Origin of the sequence: Victivallis sp. Marseille-Q1083, from assembly GCF_903645315.1 — a bacterium.
GTDB lineage: Bacteria > Verrucomicrobiota > Lentisphaeria > Victivallales > Victivallaceae > UMGS1518.
This window is the reverse complement of sequence record NZ_CAHJXL010000001.1, coordinates 194,918-212,648: the sequence shown is the minus strand read 5'-3', so window position 1 is coordinate 212,648 and position 17,731 is coordinate 194,918. Positions and strand designations below refer to the sequence as shown.

The 17,731-nt window shown below is 59.8% G+C and carries 10 protein-coding genes; 3 read left to right on the top strand and 7 right to left on the bottom strand.

Annotated features, from left to right (window positions below):
• Window positions 1-111: 111 nt before the first annotated feature.
• The gene (locus tag HWX74_RS00720) at window positions 112-2,220 is read right to left on the bottom strand and encodes a polyribonucleotide nucleotidyltransferase (protein WP_176011696.1); all 2,109 of its coding nucleotides are present in this window, start codon (window positions 2,218-2,220) and stop codon (window positions 112-114) included.
• Between the two features lie 286 nt (window positions 2,221-2,506).
• Window positions 2,507-3,313 carry an HAD-IIA family hydrolase gene (locus HWX74_RS00715; RefSeq protein ID WP_176011695.1) on the bottom strand — a complete coding sequence of 269 codons (807 nt, stop codon included), beginning with the start codon at window positions 3,311-3,313 and terminating at the stop codon, window positions 2,507-2,509.
• Between the two features lie 371 nt (window positions 3,314-3,684).
• Here HWX74_RS00715 and HWX74_RS00710 point away from each other — a divergent pair, with 371 nt between their 5' ends.
• From HWX74_RS00710 to HWX74_RS00700, 3 genes are all read left to right on the top strand, one after another.
• A complete protein-coding gene (locus tag HWX74_RS00710; RefSeq protein ID WP_176011694.1) occupies window positions 3,685-4,488 on the top strand; it encodes a Type 1 glutamine amidotransferase-like domain-containing protein in 804 nt (267 codons plus the stop codon).
• 296 nt (window positions 4,489-4,784) lie between these two features.
• On the top strand, window positions 4,785-6,224 hold the full coding sequence (locus tag HWX74_RS00705; RefSeq protein WP_176011693.1) for a hypothetical protein: 1,440 nt from the start codon (window positions 4,785-4,787) through the stop codon (window positions 6,222-6,224).
• Window positions 6,225-6,227: 3 nt separating this feature from the next.
• Window positions 6,228-7,838: a type II secretion system protein GspD gene (locus HWX74_RS00700; protein ID WP_176011692.1), complete on the top strand. Its 1,611-nt coding sequence runs from the start codon at window positions 6,228-6,230 to the stop codon at window positions 7,836-7,838.
• Between the two features lie 45 nt (window positions 7,839-7,883).
• On the opposite strand, the gene HWX74_RS00695 is transcribed toward HWX74_RS00700, so the two are convergent.
• The 5 genes from HWX74_RS00695 to HWX74_RS00675 form a co-directional block, all read right to left on the bottom strand.
• Entirely contained in the window at window positions 7,884-10,802 is a 2,919-nt protein-coding gene (locus tag HWX74_RS00695; protein ID WP_176011691.1) for a DUF5107 domain-containing protein, read from the bottom strand.
• A 13-nt stretch (window positions 10,803-10,815) separates the two neighbouring features.
• The gene (locus tag HWX74_RS00690; RefSeq protein ID WP_176011690.1) at window positions 10,816-13,752 is read right to left on the bottom strand and encodes an NPCBM/NEW2 domain-containing protein; all 2,937 of its coding nucleotides are present in this window, start codon (window positions 13,750-13,752) and stop codon (window positions 10,816-10,818) included.
• The gene (locus HWX74_RS00685; RefSeq protein ID WP_176011689.1) at window positions 13,749-15,689 is read right to left on the bottom strand and encodes a hypothetical protein; all 1,941 of its coding nucleotides are present in this window, start codon (window positions 15,687-15,689) and stop codon (window positions 13,749-13,751) included. Before HWX74_RS00685 ends, HWX74_RS00690 begins: the two co-directional genes overlap by 4 nt.
• Window positions 15,690-15,824: 135 nt before the next feature.
• Window positions 15,825-16,505 (bottom strand): type II secretion system protein, encoded by a 681-nt coding sequence (locus HWX74_RS00680; protein ID WP_176011688.1) that lies wholly within the window; start codon window positions 16,503-16,505, stop codon window positions 15,825-15,827.
• Between the two features lie 40 nt (window positions 16,506-16,545).
• On the bottom strand, window positions 16,546-17,619 hold the full coding sequence (locus tag HWX74_RS00675) for a substrate-binding domain-containing protein (protein ID WP_176011687.1): 1,074 nt from the start codon (window positions 17,617-17,619) through the stop codon (window positions 16,546-16,548).
• Between the last annotated feature and the right edge of the window lie 112 nt (window positions 17,620-17,731).

The window sequence follows — 17,731 nt, the reverse complement described above, 5'->3', positions numbered from 1 at the left end:
GCGGCCGCGGTGGCGGTCGTTGCCGGACGGTTGCGGTTTTGAAAGCGAAACGGCCGGGCCGTCGAGAAACGGTCCGGCCGAATGCAATCGATCAATCAACTGGACGACTGATTATTCGCCCAGCTCCTTCAACGCCGCTTTGCGGCTCAAACGGATTTTGCCGGACTGGTCGATGTCGATGACTTTGACGGTCACGAAATCGCCTTCCTGGCAGATATCCCTGACTTCACGCACCCGGTAATCGGCCATTTCCGAAATGTGCAGCAGTCCGTCCAGACCCGGCAGAATTTCGACGAAAGCGCCGAAGTCGCGGACCGTCACCACTTTGCCGCGGTAAATTTTGCCGATTTCGGCTTCGGCGGTGCAGCCGAGCACCCGTTCCTTGGCTTTTTCCAGCAGCTCCTTGTTCGGCGACATGATTTTAACGTTGCCGTCGTCGTCGACGTCGATGGAGGATTGCGTCTCTTCGGTGATCGCTTTGATATTCTTGCCGCCGGGGCCGATCAGGGCGCCGATCTTGGCGGGATTGATGACGATGGTTTCCAGCCGCGGCGCCCGCTCGCTGATCTCGGCGCGCGGCTCCGCGATGCAGGCGGTCAGCGTGTCGAGGATCTTGTAACGCGCCAGCCGGTTGCGTTCCATCCCCTGGCAGAGCAGGTCAATGCTGATGCCCGGCAGCTTCAAATCCAACTGGAAACCGGTGATGCCGGCTTTGGTGCCGCAGACCTTGAAGTCCATATCGCCGAAATGGTCCTCGGCGCCGATGATATCGGTCAGCAGCAACGCCTGATCGCCGCCGGTGACCAGGCCGCAGGAGATGCCGGCGACCGGCGATTTGATCGGCACGCCGGCATCCATCAACGCCAGCGTCGCGCCGCACACCGAGGCCATCGAGGTCGAACCGTTCGAGCTCATCACTTCGGAAACGCAGCGGATGACGTAAGGGAAATCCTTCGGAATCACTTTGGAAACCGAGCGTTCCGCCAAGTCGCCGTGACCGATTTCGCGCCGTCCGGGACCGGTGATCCGGCCGACTTCGCCGACGCTGTAGTTCGGGAAGTTGTACTGCAGATAAAACCGCTTGGAGAACGGGGTACCGTCACCGGTGATATTGTCATATTCCTGCGAATCTTTTTCATTGCCGAGCGTGGCGACGACCAGCGCCTGGGTTTCGCCGCGGGAGAACAGGCCGCTGCCGTGAACGATCGGCAGCACGCCGACTTCGGCGGACAGCGGACGGATTTCGTCGATGCCGCGGCCGTCCGGGCGGAACTGTTTTTCGAGGATGGCGTTGCGGGTTGTTGTCCGGACCAGGTCGTCGAATGCCTTGTGCATTTCCAAGCCGAATGCGTCGTCGCTCATGCCGGGGAAATCGCCCCGCATCGTCAACATCGCCGCTTCGAGCAGCTCGTCCATCGCCTGCATCCGGTCGTTTTTACCCGGAATCAGGCAGACTTCTTCAATCTTACCGCTACAGAAAGCGTGCAATCCGGCCGTGATTTCCGGCGGCACCAGATAGAGCTTCGGCGTTTTTTTGGTCTTGCCGGCTTTGGCGGCCAGCTCCAACTGGGCGGCACACTGGACTTTGACGATTTCATTGGCGAAATACATCGCTTCGGCCAATTCGTCTTCCTGGCATTCATTGGCTTCGCCCTCGATCATGATCACCTTGTCCGGCAGACCGGCGTAGATCAGGTCGATCGTGCTTTCGGCCATTTCGGCGATCGTCGGGTTGGCGATCAGTTTGCCGCCGACCTTGCCGACCCGCACCGCGCCGATCGGTCCCTGGAACGGCAGGTCGGACAGCACCAGCGCGGTGCTGGCGCCCAGCATGCTCAGCACGTCCGGCTCATTGACGCCGTCGGCGCTCAACAACATGCCGTAGACCTGCACTTCATCGTAAAAACCGTCCGGGAACAGCGGCCGCAACGGCCGGTCGGTCACCCGGCAGGTCAGAATTTCTTTTTCACTGGGACGGCCTTCCCGTTTGATATAGCCGCCGGGGAAGCGGCCGGCCGCGCTGTATTTTTCCCGGTAGTCGACCTGCAGCGGGAAGAAATCGGTGCCGGGCCGGGCCGGGCCGGAGCAGGCGGCGGAAATAACAATGGTGTCGCCGAGGCGCACCAGGCAGGAGCCGTTGGCGAGGTTGGCCATCTTGCCGGTGGAAATTTCCATGGTGCGGCCGGCATCCAGTTGGAACACGACTTTTTGTTCTGACATGATTTGTCCTTTGTTTTGCGCCGGTACAACACCGGCAGTCTTGGTTTGGACTTGTCAGGAACGGGAAAGCATCGGCCTTTTCGGCCCGAACGTTTGATGCGGAATCGCGGTATCAACACCCGGAAAGAATATCTTCCGGACGCTGATAGCGTCCGAATTCCACAACCGCCGGACAGGCATCCTGTTCTGACAAGCAGGTTATTTTCCTTACTATATCCAGTCGCCGCTAAAAAACAACTTTTCTTTTGGGAAAATTGCCGCTTTTCACCGAAATGCGTCGGCGTCGTCAGCAATGCTGCCGCGCTTCGAACTCCTTCAGCCGGACGACGATGTCGGCCAGTCCGGCGAAAATATGGTTCGGCCGGTAGGGAAAGCGTTGCAGGTCCCGTTCGGAAGTGACGCCGCTTAAGACCAGCACCGTGTCGATTTCCGATTCGACGCCGGCGATGATGTCGGTATCCATCCGGTCGCCGATGATCAGTGTCTCGCAGCTCGGCACGTCCAGGCGTTTGCCGGCCCGGCGCATCATCAGCGGGTTGGGCTTGCCGACGAAATAGGCCTTCTTGCCGGTGACCAGTTCGATCGGGGAAATCAGCGCTCCGGTGCCCGGAATGGTGCCGGCTTCGCTCGGCCCGGAGACGTCCGGACAGGTGCCGATCAATTTGGCACCGTCCTGGACCAGGAACGTCGCTTTTTCCAGCCGTTCGTAACCGTAGGAGCGGGTTTCGCCGACGACGACATAATCCGGATTGGTGTCGTTCATCGAAATGCCGCGCTCATACAGCGCGTTGAACAAACCGGCTTCGCCGATGACGAAAGCGGTGCACTGCGGCTGCTGCCGGGACAGAAATTCGGCCGTGGCCAGGGCGCTGGTGTAGAATTGCTTCTCCTCAAGTTGAATGCCGAGCCGGGCCATCTTTTCCTGCAGTTCGCGCGGCGTCCGTTCGCTGGCGTTGGTCAGGAAAAGGAATTTCTTATCGTGCTTTTTCAACCAGTCGACGAATTCGACGGCGCCGGGCAGCAGCAGATTGCCGTGATAGACGACGCCGTCCATATCCAGAATGAAAGCTTGTTTGTCGAAAAAATCCTGCATGAGGCGATTCCTTTTTTTATCCCCGTACCATACAGCCGGAACGACGGCGATGCAAATTCCCTTGCGGATAATTGCCGGCGGCCTCCAGGCGTATCCCGTTGTCCGGTTCCGGTCCAAGCGGCAGGGCGAAAACGGTCCGACCGGGTGAAAGGGACGATTTTTTATTAATTCCTGCCGGCGATGGGCCTTCCTGACTTGACGGAGAAGATTTGCCGATTTATTTTTCCTGTATGCAAGTTCGCTTATTCGTGGAAGTCAATGGGTATTGCGCCCCCTCTGTTTTGACGGCTTGGAAAGTGGCCGGGAAAAGATAGGACGCCGGAAACTTCTTCTTTTTCATCGGCTGGCGGATTACGGAGGGAGACTCGGTTATGAAATTTTTGTCGTACGGCCGGAACGGCCGGATTGCCACCGGCCTGCTGGCCGCTGTGGTGATGCTCTGTTCCTGCCGCCAGTCCGGCTTGCCGTCGCCGGATGCCGCGCGGCCGCGCAGGGCGGTCCTTGCCTGGGGAGCCGATGCGGAAATCGGGCGGCAAATCGTTGCATTCAGCGGCATTGCCAATCCGCGGATTCTGCTCTTCTGTGCGCCGGCGGGCGACAGTGAAGCGGCTTTTGCCGGGGCGCGGGCGATGTTTGCCGGCCAGAGCGACCGAATCGAGGCGGTGCCGCTGCTTGCTGCCGGTATTGCGCTGGCCGAACTGCGCGAAAAAGTCGCCGGGGCGGATATCATCTGGGTTTGCGGCGGCATGACCGAGTGGCTGGCCGGGGCGTGGGAGCGCGCCGCGCTGCCGGACGCGCTGCGCGACGCTTATGAACACGGGACGGTGGTCGCGGGTTACAGCGCGGGAGCAATCTGCTGGACGGTTGCCGGATACAATGACTTTGCCGACGGCCGTTTCGACCTGATTGCCGGGTGCGGTGCGCTGCCGATCCTGTTCTGCCCGCATTATCAGGATGCCGTCTGGGCGGGATTCGACGAACGGCTCGAACAAATCGAAGGCGCCGGAACCCCGGCGGTTGCCTGGGCGCTGACCGACGGGGCGGCATTGTTTTTTACCGACGGCCGTGCCGAAATCCGCTTCAATTCTCCGGCGGCCCGCGCCTGCCGTTTCGAGCGCGACGGCGCGGTTTGGAAAAAGCGGGAGTTTTCGCCGGTCCGGCCGGAGGCGGAATGAGGCGCGTTGCCGTTTGCTTCCGACCCGAGCCGGCGGATGATTTTTTAACGAAATAAAAATCAGAAAGCCCGGCGCAGAACGCCGCCGGGGAAACTGGGCCGTAAAATCGCCGGCTGGAAACGATTGTCCAATCGTTTCCTAATCATTTTTTTGGGAAAACTCATCGAAAACTAGTATTTCCCTCACCGAATTTTAACCGACGAAACTTATGTTAAAAGACTGGAACGCCCTGCCGTGTCGCAACGGCGGCTGGTGAAGGTAGAAGTAAGCACATACATAACGGGAGATTCGGAGCAGTGCAGCAGACGGTAGGGAAACAGATTCTTGGTGGCGCGCTGGCCGTCCTGGCCGCCGTTTCGGCGGCCGGGCAGGAAACGGCAATGCCGGTGGACGCGATTCCGGCGGAGAAGGTTCAGAAAATTCGGTTTGTCGAGGACGACGCCCAGAATTATATGGTGTCTAAGCTCTATGAACTCAAACACCAGCAGGCCAACGATCTCGTCCCTTTCATTCTCGGGGCGATCAAGCGGTATGCCGAAAACGGTTCCGCCGACCGCATCAATTACGCGGCCGGCGGCAAACAATTCGTTTCAGTGAGCTGTCCGGAGCCGCTGATGCCGTACATCGACGATATGATCGCCAAGCTCGACCGTCCCGGCGCCAGAGGGCCGGACGGTTCCGGAATCGACGGCACCGGCATTGTCCGCAGCGTCTATACGCCGGTCTGGCGTTCCAGCGAAACGATGATGAACGTCATGATCAAGGCGGGAATTTCTTCCAATGCCACCGAGGGGGCGAATCAGGATGCGGTGGTGGCGTTTGACGCGGCGACAAACCGGATTTACTGGAAGGATTCCATCCGCAAGGACGAGGATATGAAGAAATATCTCGCCTGGCTGGACCGGCCGGTGCCGCAGTTTACCATTTCGCTGAAGGTTTACGACGTCCGGGAGAGCAGCCTCAGGGACCTGGGCATCGATTATCTGGCCTGGAAAAATGGACCGGGGTTGAACCTTTTCGAGGCCGGTGCGACTTTTCTGGAAGGCTCGGCGCTGGAAAATTCCTTTGGGCCGTACGGTTTTTTCCTGTTCGCGCCGTCTTTCGATTTTTCATTCGTGCGGTTGCTGCAGCAGGACGGCAGGGCGCGGCTGGCCACCAGCGCCAGCCTCTCGATCGCCACCGGGCACGATGCGAAACTCAAATTTACGCCCGCCTATCAGAACCTGGTCAAAGATGACAAATTTGCCAGCGCGGTTGCGGCTTCCGCCAATGACAAATTGGAGTTGACCGTCACCGAGCCGGTGATTGCGCTGTCGGGCAAGACCGACCGGAAGACCGGGCAGCTCGGCTACAGCGAAGCGGATTATGCCGCACAGTGCGGCGTGCTGAATTTTTTCTATACGCTGGAGATGCAAAATGTTGTCGAACGGGACAATCACGGCAATGAGCTTTATGAAACGGTGACGACCATCGGCGCCTTTTCCATTCAAACCGGCGCCGAACGGCTGCTGTCCCGCTGGGTCCGGGAAGAGGAGGTTGAACAGACCATCGGCGTTCCGTTCCTCTGTGAGCTGCCGGTGCTGAAATATCTCTTCGGCACGACGACGCGGACTACAGAGAAACATTTCTATTTCGTTGCGGTCAAAGCCGAATTGCTGCATCCGGATGCCGAAATTGCCGCCGTCACCGGTAAGCTGCTGGCGGCTTCCGAACTGGTCAACCCGGAGGAGCGATAACCGATGCGGTGGAAATCAACTTTGACAGCCCTGCTGCTGCCGGCCGCTTTCCCGGCACTCGCCAACCAGCAGCCCACTTCCAACGACAATCCGGCTTACAGCCAGAGCAACGTCCAGGCGCAGTTGCGCCTGAACATCCGCGAAGACGCGGAAGTGGTGCATTTTATCCGCGACACCAACGATCCCAAAATCATCACCAAAACCTATGTGCTGAAACATGCCGATCCGTATTCGATCCGTCCGTATCTGCGGGAGATGGTCCAGACGCTGCGGGTCGATTACAACAACGCCGCCGGCCGCGCCAATCCGGATTATTACAATGTTTACAGCAAGGAAAACCGGGACGGGACGGCGAAAATTTTCGTGCCGACCGGTATCGAATGCGTCAAGTTTGCCGACGGCACCGGGGTGATCATGGTGTCCGCCGAGGAATACCGGTTCGCGTCGAGTCCGAACGGCATGGGAATCGACGAACTGGTCGAATCGCTCGATGCGCCGGGAATCATGAACTCCTCCGGCCAGCCGAAATATATCTATTTCCCGGCCAACCGGAGCGCCAGGGAACTGCAGGCGATGATCAAGCTGGTCGGCGCCAATGTTTCCAACGATACGGTGGAGCTGATCGGCGGCAAGGACAAAGTGGAGGTGGACGAGGATTTGAACTGTCTTTTTCTCAATACGGCATTGTATTCCCGCAAGAACATCGAGGAGATGTTGAAACTCTATGACGTGGCCCATCCGGAAGTCCGGATCAGTTGCACGGTTTACGAGCTGGACGCGGAGAACGACGGCATGCTCGGCGTCGATTTCCAGTCCTGGAAAAATAACGACGGCGTCCGGTTGTTCAATACCGGCGCCAATTTTTCGAAAAATTACAACGTCGGGGATATTTTAACCCCGGTCGCTCCGGACGGGACGGTCAATACCCACTATTTCAATTTCGAACCGAAGTGGAACACCAAATTCCTGGATTTTCTGGTTTCCAAAGGGAAAGCGAAAATCGTCTCGACCGGCGAACTGGCTGTCCAGAACGGTTCGACCGGCCGCATCCGGCGCTCCAGCGGCATTCTGTACGCGGCGTCGGCGCCGCTGGAACCGACGCCGTTGCCGGACGGAACGAGACAGCAGCACGGCAACGCCGTCGAGGTGAAAACGGCCAACGACCAATTCCGTTTCGAACTGGCCGTCACGCCGTCGGTCACCGCCAACGCCACCGTGCTTCAAGTCGAGGTCAACACCAGAAGCATGCTGGGGTACACTTCGACCGGAGCGGTACGGACCGGCGATTACGAGTCCAGTCAGCAGGTGATGCTCGGCAACGGGCGGAACCGTTTTTATCTGGGCGGGATTGAAAAAACGCAGGTGGTCAGCGATGTCGGCGGCGTCCCGCTGCTGAAAGATTTGCCGTTGCTGGGCTGGCTTTTTGCAACCGAGCGCGAATCGTCTAAAAAATCGCAACTGGTCGTCGTCGCCGAATGTGAAATTGTCCGGCCGGACACCGAAATTGCCGCAAGTGACCTGGAACGGATTGAAGTGATCCGGCGGGAAACCCAGGGGGCCGGCGAGGAGAACCGCTACGGTTATCGGCAGTGGCTGCTTGACGCCGGGCGGTAAGTGGGCGGCCGGAGTGCGATCAATCGCACTCCGGGCCAGGGGAGCTTATTCCAGACTGCGCCGGCTGCCGGCGAGATAGTCGGCATAGGTTTCCAGTTCGGTTCGCAGCGCCGACGGATCGCGGCCGAGCTGCTCCATCGCCTTGATCCGGTAGCGCAGGTTGCGGTAGTAACGCCGGTCGATACGTTCCGTTCCGGCTTCCGGGACGAGGAACTGCAACGGGAAAAACGGGATGGCAAGACCGTCGCCGGCCGCCGCGGCCCGTTCCAGGTATTGTTGCGCCAATGGCTCTTTCCCGGCGCGCCGGGCGGCGAGGGCGGCGTGAAAATAGCCTTCCGCCTCTCTGTTGGCGGCCGGGGCGCCGATGCCGACATTTTCCGGATATTCGGTTGCCTTGAGATAATATTCCATCGCCGCCTGGTCGTTTCCGGTCGCTTCGGCCTGTCTGGCGAGCTGAAAGTAACCGCATTCATACAGTTCGCGGCTCAGCAGTTTTCCTTCGCACAGTGTAAAATGGCTGGCGGCGAACAGCCGGGGGACGCTTTCCGGTTGATTGCAGCAGAGCAACGCCTGAATTCTGGCCAGTTGCAGGCGCAAATCGGCCTCGAAGGCGGCTGGCGGCAGGGTGAACAGTTGCAGGGCGGCTTCCGGCTGCCCGGCTTCCTGCAAAATTGCGGCGGCGGCGATTCGGGTTTTGGTGGCGGCTTCCGGTCCGACGGCGGCGGCGTAGCCGGCGGCGACCGGCACGTTCCGGTCGATTTTCCAGTAATAGAACATTAAAAGACTGCGCGCCGCAGCTTGCAGCGGACCGCGGACCATCAGCAGCCGGACGACCGCTTCCTCCCAGCGGTCCTGGGCCGCCAGCAGGCAGCCGAGCTGGAAACAGCTCTCCGGGTTCTGAAATTGCCGCAGAATTGCTTCGTCCTCCCGCCGGAACGCCGGCCAGGAATTCCACTGCGGATTTTTCGGTTTCCGGCCGGTAAGCGCCGCCAGATAATAGCGGGCGATGGCAATGTTTGCCGTCCATTCTCCCTGCAGCAGCCGGATCGCGGCCTCCCGGTCGTCGAGCTGGCAGTAAGCGCATACCGCTTCCATGCGGAATTGGTCGCCGACGGCCGGAGCGCCGCCGGCGAGAAACCGTTCCCCCCAACCCAGCGGATCCCAGCGGAAGGCCCGGCGTCCGGCTTCCAGGCTGGCCCGGTTGTCGATGCCGAGACGGCGTTCGGCGACGGCGCGCAGATGCCAGAGCCGGCTGTCGTGCGGGAATTCGCCGCAGAGCGGAATCAAGCGGGACAGCGCGGTCGTGAATTGATGCTGCCGCAGTGCCAGTTGAGCCAGCTTGAATCTGGCCCGCCGCCGGCCGCGGCCGGTTTCCGCCGCCCGCATCCAGTCCGTTTCGGCGGCCTCGAACTCCTGGCCGGAGCAATGCAGCTCGCCGCGGTAGAGCAGCGCCTCTGGATGGTGGCTGTCCCGGGCCAGCGCCAGGTCGAGGAAATATCTGGCGCGGGAGAGCTGGTTGCGGCGCAGCGCCAGGCGGCCGGCGATGGCGGCGGCCGCCGCACTGGTGCCGGCCGCGGCGCTCGCGGCGGCGGCTGAATCGTCGGCGTGTTCCTGCTGGTAAACGGCCTTGCGTTCCGGCGAAACCACAGGGAGCGGCCGTTGCCAGTCAATGACCGCGCTCGATGGCTGACGCTCCGCCGGCGTCCGGTAGGAGGCCAGCAGCCGGCCGTTGTGACGGAACAGCAGCCGGTTTCCGCCCGAAAGCTCGATTTCAACCAGCCGGCCCGGCTGCGTGTCGATGCTGTATTCCCGGCTGATCTCCTTGTCCAGCCACACCTGGATGGCCAGGCCTTCAAGCCGCCGGGCCGGACAGAGTCTCAGCCTGCCGCCGGCGGCGCCCAGATTGATGTGGGCGGTGAACTCGCGGCAGGCCAGGTTGAATCCGCCGGTGCCGGCGACCGGCAGCCAGTAATCGGTTTGGCAATGCGAATCGCCGGGAGACAGCAGCCGGTAATCCGACTGCAGCCGGAACGGCCCGGTCTGCAGCTCGCAGTAATCCTGCCGGTCGTCGCTCAGCAGGTCGATGAAGATTTTGCCGTCGCGGGCGTTGCCGAACGTCCACAGTTTCCGGCCCTTGACGACGGTGCGGTCGGCAACGTGGGCCAGGCCGAAGCTGTGATCGTGGTGATAGATGCCGAAAAAATCCTCGGTCATCTTTTCGGCGAAAACCGGAAAGTGCTGTTTGATATTTTTGAAACGGTTGATGGCGCTGCCGTCATGCTCCGGCCAGTTCAGGTAACCGAGCCGGGTGGCGTCCATCGGCGGATGGGTCAGCAGCCGGTCGGTCGTTTCCGGGTAGATGATTTCACTTTCCGGGTAGATCGGACAGGCGGCGTTGATCCAGTAGTAATAACGCTCCGGAAAATCGGTGAAATTGCACAACTTGCTGTCCAGTTCGATTGCGGAAGAATCGGGCCGCAGCCGAATCCGGACGCTCCAGCTCATTCGGCTGCAGCATTCCAGATCGCCGACGATGATCGAAGCCGAGCCGTCGGCGTCGACTTCGGTGTCGGCTTCGACCGTTTCCAGTGTGGCGGTGCAGTGACTGTTCGGGAAATTGAATTCGACACCGACGGCCGGCCAGGCGCCGCGCACCGCGAACAGCCCCGGTTTGATCGTGCGGTTGGCGTAAAAAAGCTCATGACGGTTCACCTTGTCGAAGGCCGAATAGATCCGGCCGCCGAGTTCCGGCAGGACGGTGACTTTGATAAAGTCATTTTCCAATACCAGGGCGCGGTACTGGCGCTCGACCGCTTCGCGACCGAGCAGTTCCTGGGTGGAATACGGATAGACCGGTTCGCCGCGCGGGGTGAATTCCTTCAGCAGCGGCGGTTCCGGATCGGCCGGGCCGGGCTGGTAGGTGGGCAGGGTAAGTTCGGTTTCACCGACGAATACTTGCTTCATGACAAAAAACCTTTTATTGTTCCAATCGGATGATATATTCGGCGCATTGGCGTCGGAATTGCTGGAAGTCGCTATATTTCAGTTGACCGGCGACCCGGCTGGTCCACGGGCATTCCCGGTTGGTGCCGATCAGTTGGTTGCCGTACTCGAGTCCCTGCGGCACAGGAAGCGAGGCCCGGAATTGCTGCAGAAATTCCGCCGCTTCCGCCGCCAGCTCCGGCTTGCCGCCGCGTTGTTTTTCGATCGTCTTTTCCAGCGTATAAATATAACGGTAGTCATCCATGCCTTCGCGATAGCCTTCCCAGATCAGGGTTGGGATGACCTGACCGTAATTTTCATCGTAGAAGCCGAAGATATGGCTGCCTTTCGACTCCGGAAATTCATACGGACTGCCGGTGCAGGAGTAATACATCCACGGAATCTGGAAGGAAAGATTGCTTTGCCAGAATTCGACGCCCATAACCGCCCGGTACCAGCTCGGGCTGTAAAAATAACCGACCGGATTGTAATAGGCGCCGGCCTTGCTGCCGTAGCGGTCCAGTTCCTGCTGGTAAGCGGCAAAAGTATTGCCCCGGGCCAGAAACCACTCCCAGGTGTACATGTGGCCGCTGCGGTAGTCGGCGTATGGCGCGACTGCCCGGCGCATGGCGTCGGTGCCGTCGAGGAAGTTGAAGGTGATGTAATATTGGAAGCCGTCGACCTGTTTGGCCGCTTCGGTGGCGGCCAGATAGAGCGGCAGGCGTCCGTCGTTGAAAACTTCGTCGAGGGTCGAAACCAGCAATTCCAGTTCCGGGTATTCGGCGGCGATCTGCTTCAATTCGGTCATGACCCGCCGGGCCAGCGCCTGATACGCGGCATCGTGCCGGACCAGTTCGGCGGCGGCTTTTTTGTCCTCGACGGTGGCGCAGGGATGGAAGAGGCTGATCGCTTCGCCGAGGCCGTGGTTGACGATCACTTTGCCGCGGAAATGGTTGCGGCGGAGCGCTTCCAGGCCGCGCCGGAGGGCGGCGGAGGAGGTTTGCAGTTCTCCGGCCTGATTGCGGCTGATCCGCATGCGCAGATAATCGCCGCAGTAAAGCATCGTGATATGATGGGCGGCCAGGTCGGCGAGTTCCCGGGCCAGGGCCGTTTCATTCATGATGACGCGGCCGGGGTCGTAATAGATGCCCCAATTTTTGTCCGGCGGCGATTGCAGGCGAATCGGCAGGACGTCGAGCTGGATCGGCAGCGTGGTCTGAATGCCGTTGCCGGCGATGTGCAGGTTGCCGGTGTAGCGCCCGGGCGGCTGGGTGTCCGGCAGGTGAACGCGCAGGAAAATTTCCCGGAATTCGCCGGCCGGCAGCGACAGCTCCCGCAGCGGCAGCAGATAACGGGTCGTCACCATCGAATCGGCGGCCGGGTAGGAGTAGCGGCGGGCTTCCGGCATCCGATAGCCATAGAACAATTCCACGGCGGCATCCGGCAGTCGGGTCCCGTCTTCCGCCGTCAGCGTTTCCAGTGAAAATTGCAGTTTGTCGAGGTTTCCGCCGGCGGCCAGATAGAATTTCCCCAGCTCGTATTCGCCGGGGGAGGCGAACAGTTCACAGCCGAAGGAATCGGAAAATTCCAGCGGCGTGACCGGATTGAAAGCGGTTTGCCAGTTGCCGGGAGCCAGCGCCATCTGGCCGGGAATGGGGCTGGCGGTATAGCGGTAGGCTGCTTCGGCGCCGGCAGTTCGGACATCCACCTCGACGAAATCGTTGACTTCATCGATCCAGACTTTCATTTTGCCGTCCGCCGGCAGGGGTTCCAGTTTGATCGGTGAAGTGTCGCCGGCTGTGCTGGTCGGCCGGTCGACACTCGGCTTCAGCAGGGCGGCATCGAGAAAGACCGCGTGGTCGCTGGTCATTTCGTCACCGCTTAAAGTTTCCAGCCGCAGGGTTTGAACGCCGCTGACATCGAGGTCGAGATCGAGCCAGTCGTCATTGACGCGCAGCAGCTCCCGGCTGCGGAAAAGTTCCCGTCCGTCACCGTTGACGACGAAGACGACGCTGCCGGCCGGACCGGCCAATTCGTTGATGCCGATCGTCGCGACCAGCCTGGCGTATTCGCCGTTCAGGGCGTATTCGACCATGCCGGGGGCGTGCAGCGCGAGGCCCTTGCGATAGAATTTGCCCTGCCGTTTCAACGGCAGGCGGTTGCCCCAACTGGTCGGAAAACAATCCTTGCCGAATTTGAGCTGCGGCGGCGTTTTGCTGACGTTTTCGGCCAGATCGCTCAGGTAGACAAAGCCGGTTGGAACGGGTTGGCCGATGCGCAGATTGTCATAAGACGCTGCGCCGTCGACCCGGCCCAACAGCAGTGTGGCCGCTTGGAGGTCCGGCAACGCGGTCAGCGTTCCGGCGGCGACCGGCGTGCCGTCGACCTGAAATTGAAATTGTCCGCCGCTCCAGCTCAGCGTCAAACGGTGCCATTGGCCGGCCCGCCAGTCGGAGATATCGAAGCGTTGGCCGTCGGCGTCGGCGATGGCACAGTAACGGGCCTGGATTTCGCCATCGGTTCTGGCGAGAAAAGCGCCGCCGAGCACATTGCCGTGCGTGCCGCCGAGTTTGTTGATTTCGATGTAATTGTCTTTGCCGGCCAATAGCCGGAAAATGATATGGGTTGCGTTGTCGTTGCCATTCCATTCCGGTTTGAAATCGAATTCCACCAGTCCGGCGGCGGCCGGCAGCGATACGTCGGTATATTTTACTTCTTCGCCGTCGGCCAGCCGGATCGCCGTTCCATTCCGGCCGGGCACGAGGTGCCCATCGGCACGGGCGGCCGTCTTATTGCCGTCCCGGTAAAAGTCGGCATTGGCGTTTCGATCGAACGATGCGAACAGGATGGTACGGTCCGGATCGAATTGTACTTCGGCGGCGGCCGTCAGCGCCAGCGCCAGCGAGCCGAGGATATGGCAGAATTTGTTCATGACTGTTCCTTTAAAATGATGAACTCCCGCGGCGGGATCAGGTGTTCGCCCCAGCGGTATTTCCGGTCCAGAAAATTGGCGATGACTATGGTGCCGTCGGCGAAGACGCTCCGGGTGACCGTATCGGTCTGAAAGCAGCCGTCCGGCCGTTGGCGGACTTCCGGTTTTTCCAGGAATTCGAAATCGGTCATCGCCGCCCGGTAGGCGTCGCGCAGTTCGAAACTCAAACGGTGTGAATGCGCGTCGAATTGGGTCGGCAGCAGGGCGTAGGCGGACTGGAGCAGCCGGTATTCGCTGCCGTAAAAACGGTAGGTGCTTTCCGAACAGTAATTGAGTACCGAGTCGTGATAAACCAGTTGCCACAGCGGAACCGGCACCGGTTGCGGATCGGTCAGCGGCGTGCCGTCGAGAAAGTGGATCGGCATGTAAGCGCCCAGGTCGATCAGGTCGGCGAAACTGTCGCCGGGAACGCCTTCGGTGGCGACGGCGCCGAAAAACATTTTGGCCAGCGAGAACACCTGCCGCCGGGCCAGGGCGTCCTGCTGCCGTCCCTGCGGATGCAGGGGGTGATGGCAGGAAAACAGCTGGACCGTGCCGAGCACATCCAGGTAGATGCAGCCGCGGCCGACCAGCGCAGCGACTTTCGGCAGGTCGCGCCGGGCGTATTCGACGCTCTGTGATGTGCAGAGGAACCGGGAACGGCCGCCGCGCCAGATGCCGCCTTTTTCCGTTGCGCCTTCGGCGTTGCGGATCAGTTGCGCTTCGTCGTATTCGGGGGAATTGCGGTAGGCATCGATGTAATTATCATGAACCGAATAGAGGTACCCGTCCGACAGTGAACGGCCGTAGGCGGCCGCTTGGCTGAATTCTTCCGGCGTGCCGCGTTCCGGATTGGGCGGCAGCCGGCTCGGGTAGCCGCTGTCGAACCCGAAGCGGTTCCAGCCGGTGTTGAGCACGCAGACCCGGTCGAAGCCGTTGGCTTTGGCGGTGTCGAACACTTCCCGGGCGGTCCAGTTGTTCGGCAGCCCTTCACATTCGTTTTGATCGGGAGCCATCATGTACAGGCTGTAACCCTTTGAGACGTGTTCCGGTCGTTCGGCGGAATAGACATTGTGTTTCCAGACGACCGCGCCGACCAGTTTTTCCACTTCCGGCGCGGCGGCGATTTTATCGGCCAGTGAGCGAAAACGTCCTTCGGCCTGGACGATGGCCCGGTACCAGTTGGCCAGAGTCCGGAAATCGCCGCCGGGTTCGAAATAGCGCAGGCGCATTTCGCGCGGCGCATTGGCCAGTTCTTTTTCGAATAGAAATTGGGTTTCGACGCCGGAACGGCCGCGCTGCCGGCTGTTGAAGTCCAGTTCGGTGACCGCGTCGTACGGCGTTTTCAGATAGACGCCCAGGCCGCCGTCATCCCGGAAAAGTCCATAACACGGCAGCGAATATCCCCAGCCGGCTGAATATTGCTGTTTCAGATAATCACGGCGCGGAAAATCGAATTGGACGCCGAAACCGTAGGGAAAAACCAGTTGGGCCGTTTCGCCGCTGTCGAAGGCGAGAAAATTCTGCGCGACGATCAGCCGGCACTCCTCGTCGGCCAGGTTGCCGACCGGCGCCAGGCGGATGATCAACTGGTCGTCGTCCAGTGAGAACTGGACGGCAATTTTCAAGTCCGGCCCCGGTTCCGGTTTATGGTAGCCGTTGGTCCGGAACCGCGACCAGAACTGCGGGCGGGAGAAAGTGACGGTCAGCGAGTCGCCGTCGGCCGATACGCCGCTTTCGCATTGTTCGGGCAGATGGTAACGGTAATAATTTCCGTAAACCAACTGGAAAACTTTGTCGCAGCGAAAACCGCGGCCGGTAGCGGCGCTTTTCAATTCGGCCGTTTGCAGCGATTGGGCGAGTTCAAAGATGATTTTATCATTGGCAAGTCGATACATTTGACGGATTCCGAAAGATTGTGGATGGCATGGGTAAGCAATTGGCGGCATGAAAAAATGCCGGTTCGACAGCAATTCCGCCGGCCGGTCAGTGGCTGTTCAGCTCATCGCGGTCGGCGGAAAGAGGACGGAAGCTTACGGGATGTCGAGTCCTTTGACCGGATAATAGCTCAAATCGTACAAACGCTGCGCCGGTTCGATCGCCTGCCGGTACGAAATTCCTTCACAGTGACCGTCGGCGAAAGCGGCGTTGAGATAGGCGCTGTGACGGAATGCCGCTTCCGGCCACGTAGTGAGCCGCTGGTTCCATTGGCCGGTCCAGCCGGAATTATTGACGACATCGCTGAACAGAATCGCCTGGGTGGGATTTTTCACATTGGAGAGCTTGCACGGCGGAAAAGAGGTGTAAGCGCCGCTGGCCCCATCCCAGGCACCGCCGATCCATAAGTTCATGCCGTATGCGTAAAAGCTCCTGTCACCGGAATAACTCGGGCACTCCAGCGGAGCGTGATCTCCCTGCTGATAGTCGGCCCAGATTTTCATATTGACTCCGGTGTAATCCGCCAGATCCCAGAGCCACTGGCCCACTACGCTGTAACCGTTGTAAGAATAAGCGACCGCCAAAGGCGCCGAGTCGTTGTTGTCGCCGGCATACATGTTGGCTGCCAGCGCCATCTGCTTGAGGTTGCTGGTGCATTTGATCGCTACCGCTTTGGCCTTGGCTTTGCCGAGTGCCGGCAGCAGCATGCTGGCGAGAATTGCTATAATTGCAATCACTACGAGCAATTCTATCAGTGTGAATTTTTTCTGCTTCATGGTTTCATTCCTTTCTTGAGTGATGGTTGTTATAAAACTGTCACTTTGCAGCGACAGCGGTTGACTCTCCTGCCAATAGCTTTACTTCCAGCGGCGCGTGATTTTCCGCTGTCCCGCCGATCCGGCTGATGATTTCCCGGGCGGCCAGTTGTCCGAGGGCGAAGGTCGGGATTTCGATGGTGGTGATCGACGGCGAATTCAGGCTGGCGATTTCGTTGTTGTTGCAGCCGACCACGGCGATATCCTGCGGGACCCGCCGATTCCGGGCCTGCAGAAGCCGGATCAGTTCGGCGGCGATCTGGTCGTCGATGGCCAGCAGTCCGTCCGGCCGGGACGGAGAGTCGGCCAAACGGTCGGCGATTGCCGGCAGCGCACCGCCGCTGTTGAGAAAATCCACCTCATAAATATGGCTGCCGCGCAGCCGGGCGCCGTATTCCAGACAGCAATCGACGACGCCGGCGCGGTATTCCCGGGAAATGGCGGCCTGATCGCCGCCGTAAACCAGCGCCAGTTCGCCGCGGCCCAGCTTGATCAGGTGCTCGGCGGCGAGATAGCCGGCCCGGTGAAAATCGATCCGGATGGCGTCGTTCAAGCAGTCCGGCTGGTAATTCTTGACAAAAAGGAGCGGCACCTCCAGCCGGCGGAGCTCCTGCAGGATCAGCGGGTCGATCTGATAGGCACCAATTAGAAATCCGGCATAATGAGCGGCCAACTGGGCGAAATTTTCGTCCTGAAAGTTGCGGTGACTGGCCAGAATGTCCAGCAGGTAGCCGTTTTCGCTCAAAACCGCGTCGAGGCCGCGGATCAAACCGGCGGTCAGCGGGTGGGTGGCGTAGGAGACGTCGTAAATGATCAGCGCGATTTTCCGTGATTGTTCAGGCGTCCGGTTGCGGACGAACGTCCCTTTGCCCTGTACGCGATAAAGGAACCCGGCCTGCTCCAGTTCCTTGACGGCCTGGCGGATCGTATTGCGCGACAGACTGAACTCTCTGCACAATTCCGGTTCGGAGGAGATTTTTTTGCCGTCGTGGTAGACCCCGTTCCTGATCCGGTCGATCAGGCAGCTCTTGAGTTCCTGATATTTATACTTGGTATCTGTAGTGGTTGGTATCATTGCTTCTTCCATTGTTAACTTGTACCAACAATAGTATAGCAAATTTTGGGAACGATGTCAATCCCCGGGGATGAAAAAAAGCGAAAAAATTATTTTTTACCTGAATACTGCA

Bases quoted from the DNA above. Each gene is read 5' to 3' on its own strand.
- HWX74_RS00685 (WP_176011689.1), bottom strand. From the start codon at position 15,689: ATGTATCGACTTGCCAATGATAAAATCATCTTTGAACTCGCCCAATCG.
- HWX74_RS00720 (WP_176011696.1), bottom strand. From the start codon at position 2,220: ATGTCAGAACAAAAAGTCGTGTTCCAACTGGATGCCGGCCGCACCATG.
- HWX74_RS00675 (WP_176011687.1), bottom strand. From the start codon at position 17,619: ATGATACCAACCACTACAGATACCAAGTATAAATATCAGGAACTCAAG.
- HWX74_RS00690 (WP_176011690.1), bottom strand. From the start codon at position 13,752: ATGAACAAATTCTGCCATATCCTCGGCTCGCTGGCGCTGGCGCTGACG.
- HWX74_RS00710 (WP_176011694.1), top strand. From the start codon at position 3,685: ATGAAATTTTTGTCGTACGGCCGGAACGGCCGGATTGCCACCGGCCTG.
- HWX74_RS00695 (WP_176011691.1), bottom strand. From the start codon at position 10,802: ATGAAGCAAGTATTCGTCGGTGAAACCGAACTTACCCTGCCCACCTAC.
- HWX74_RS00680 (WP_176011688.1), bottom strand. From the start codon at position 16,505: ATGAAGCAGAAAAAATTCACACTGATAGAATTGCTCGTAGTGATTGCA.
- HWX74_RS00700 (WP_176011692.1), top strand. From the start codon at position 6,228: ATGCGGTGGAAATCAACTTTGACAGCCCTGCTGCTGCCGGCCGCTTTC.
- HWX74_RS00715 (WP_176011695.1), bottom strand. From the start codon at position 3,313: ATGCAGGATTTTTTCGACAAACAAGCTTTCATTCTGGATATGGACGGC.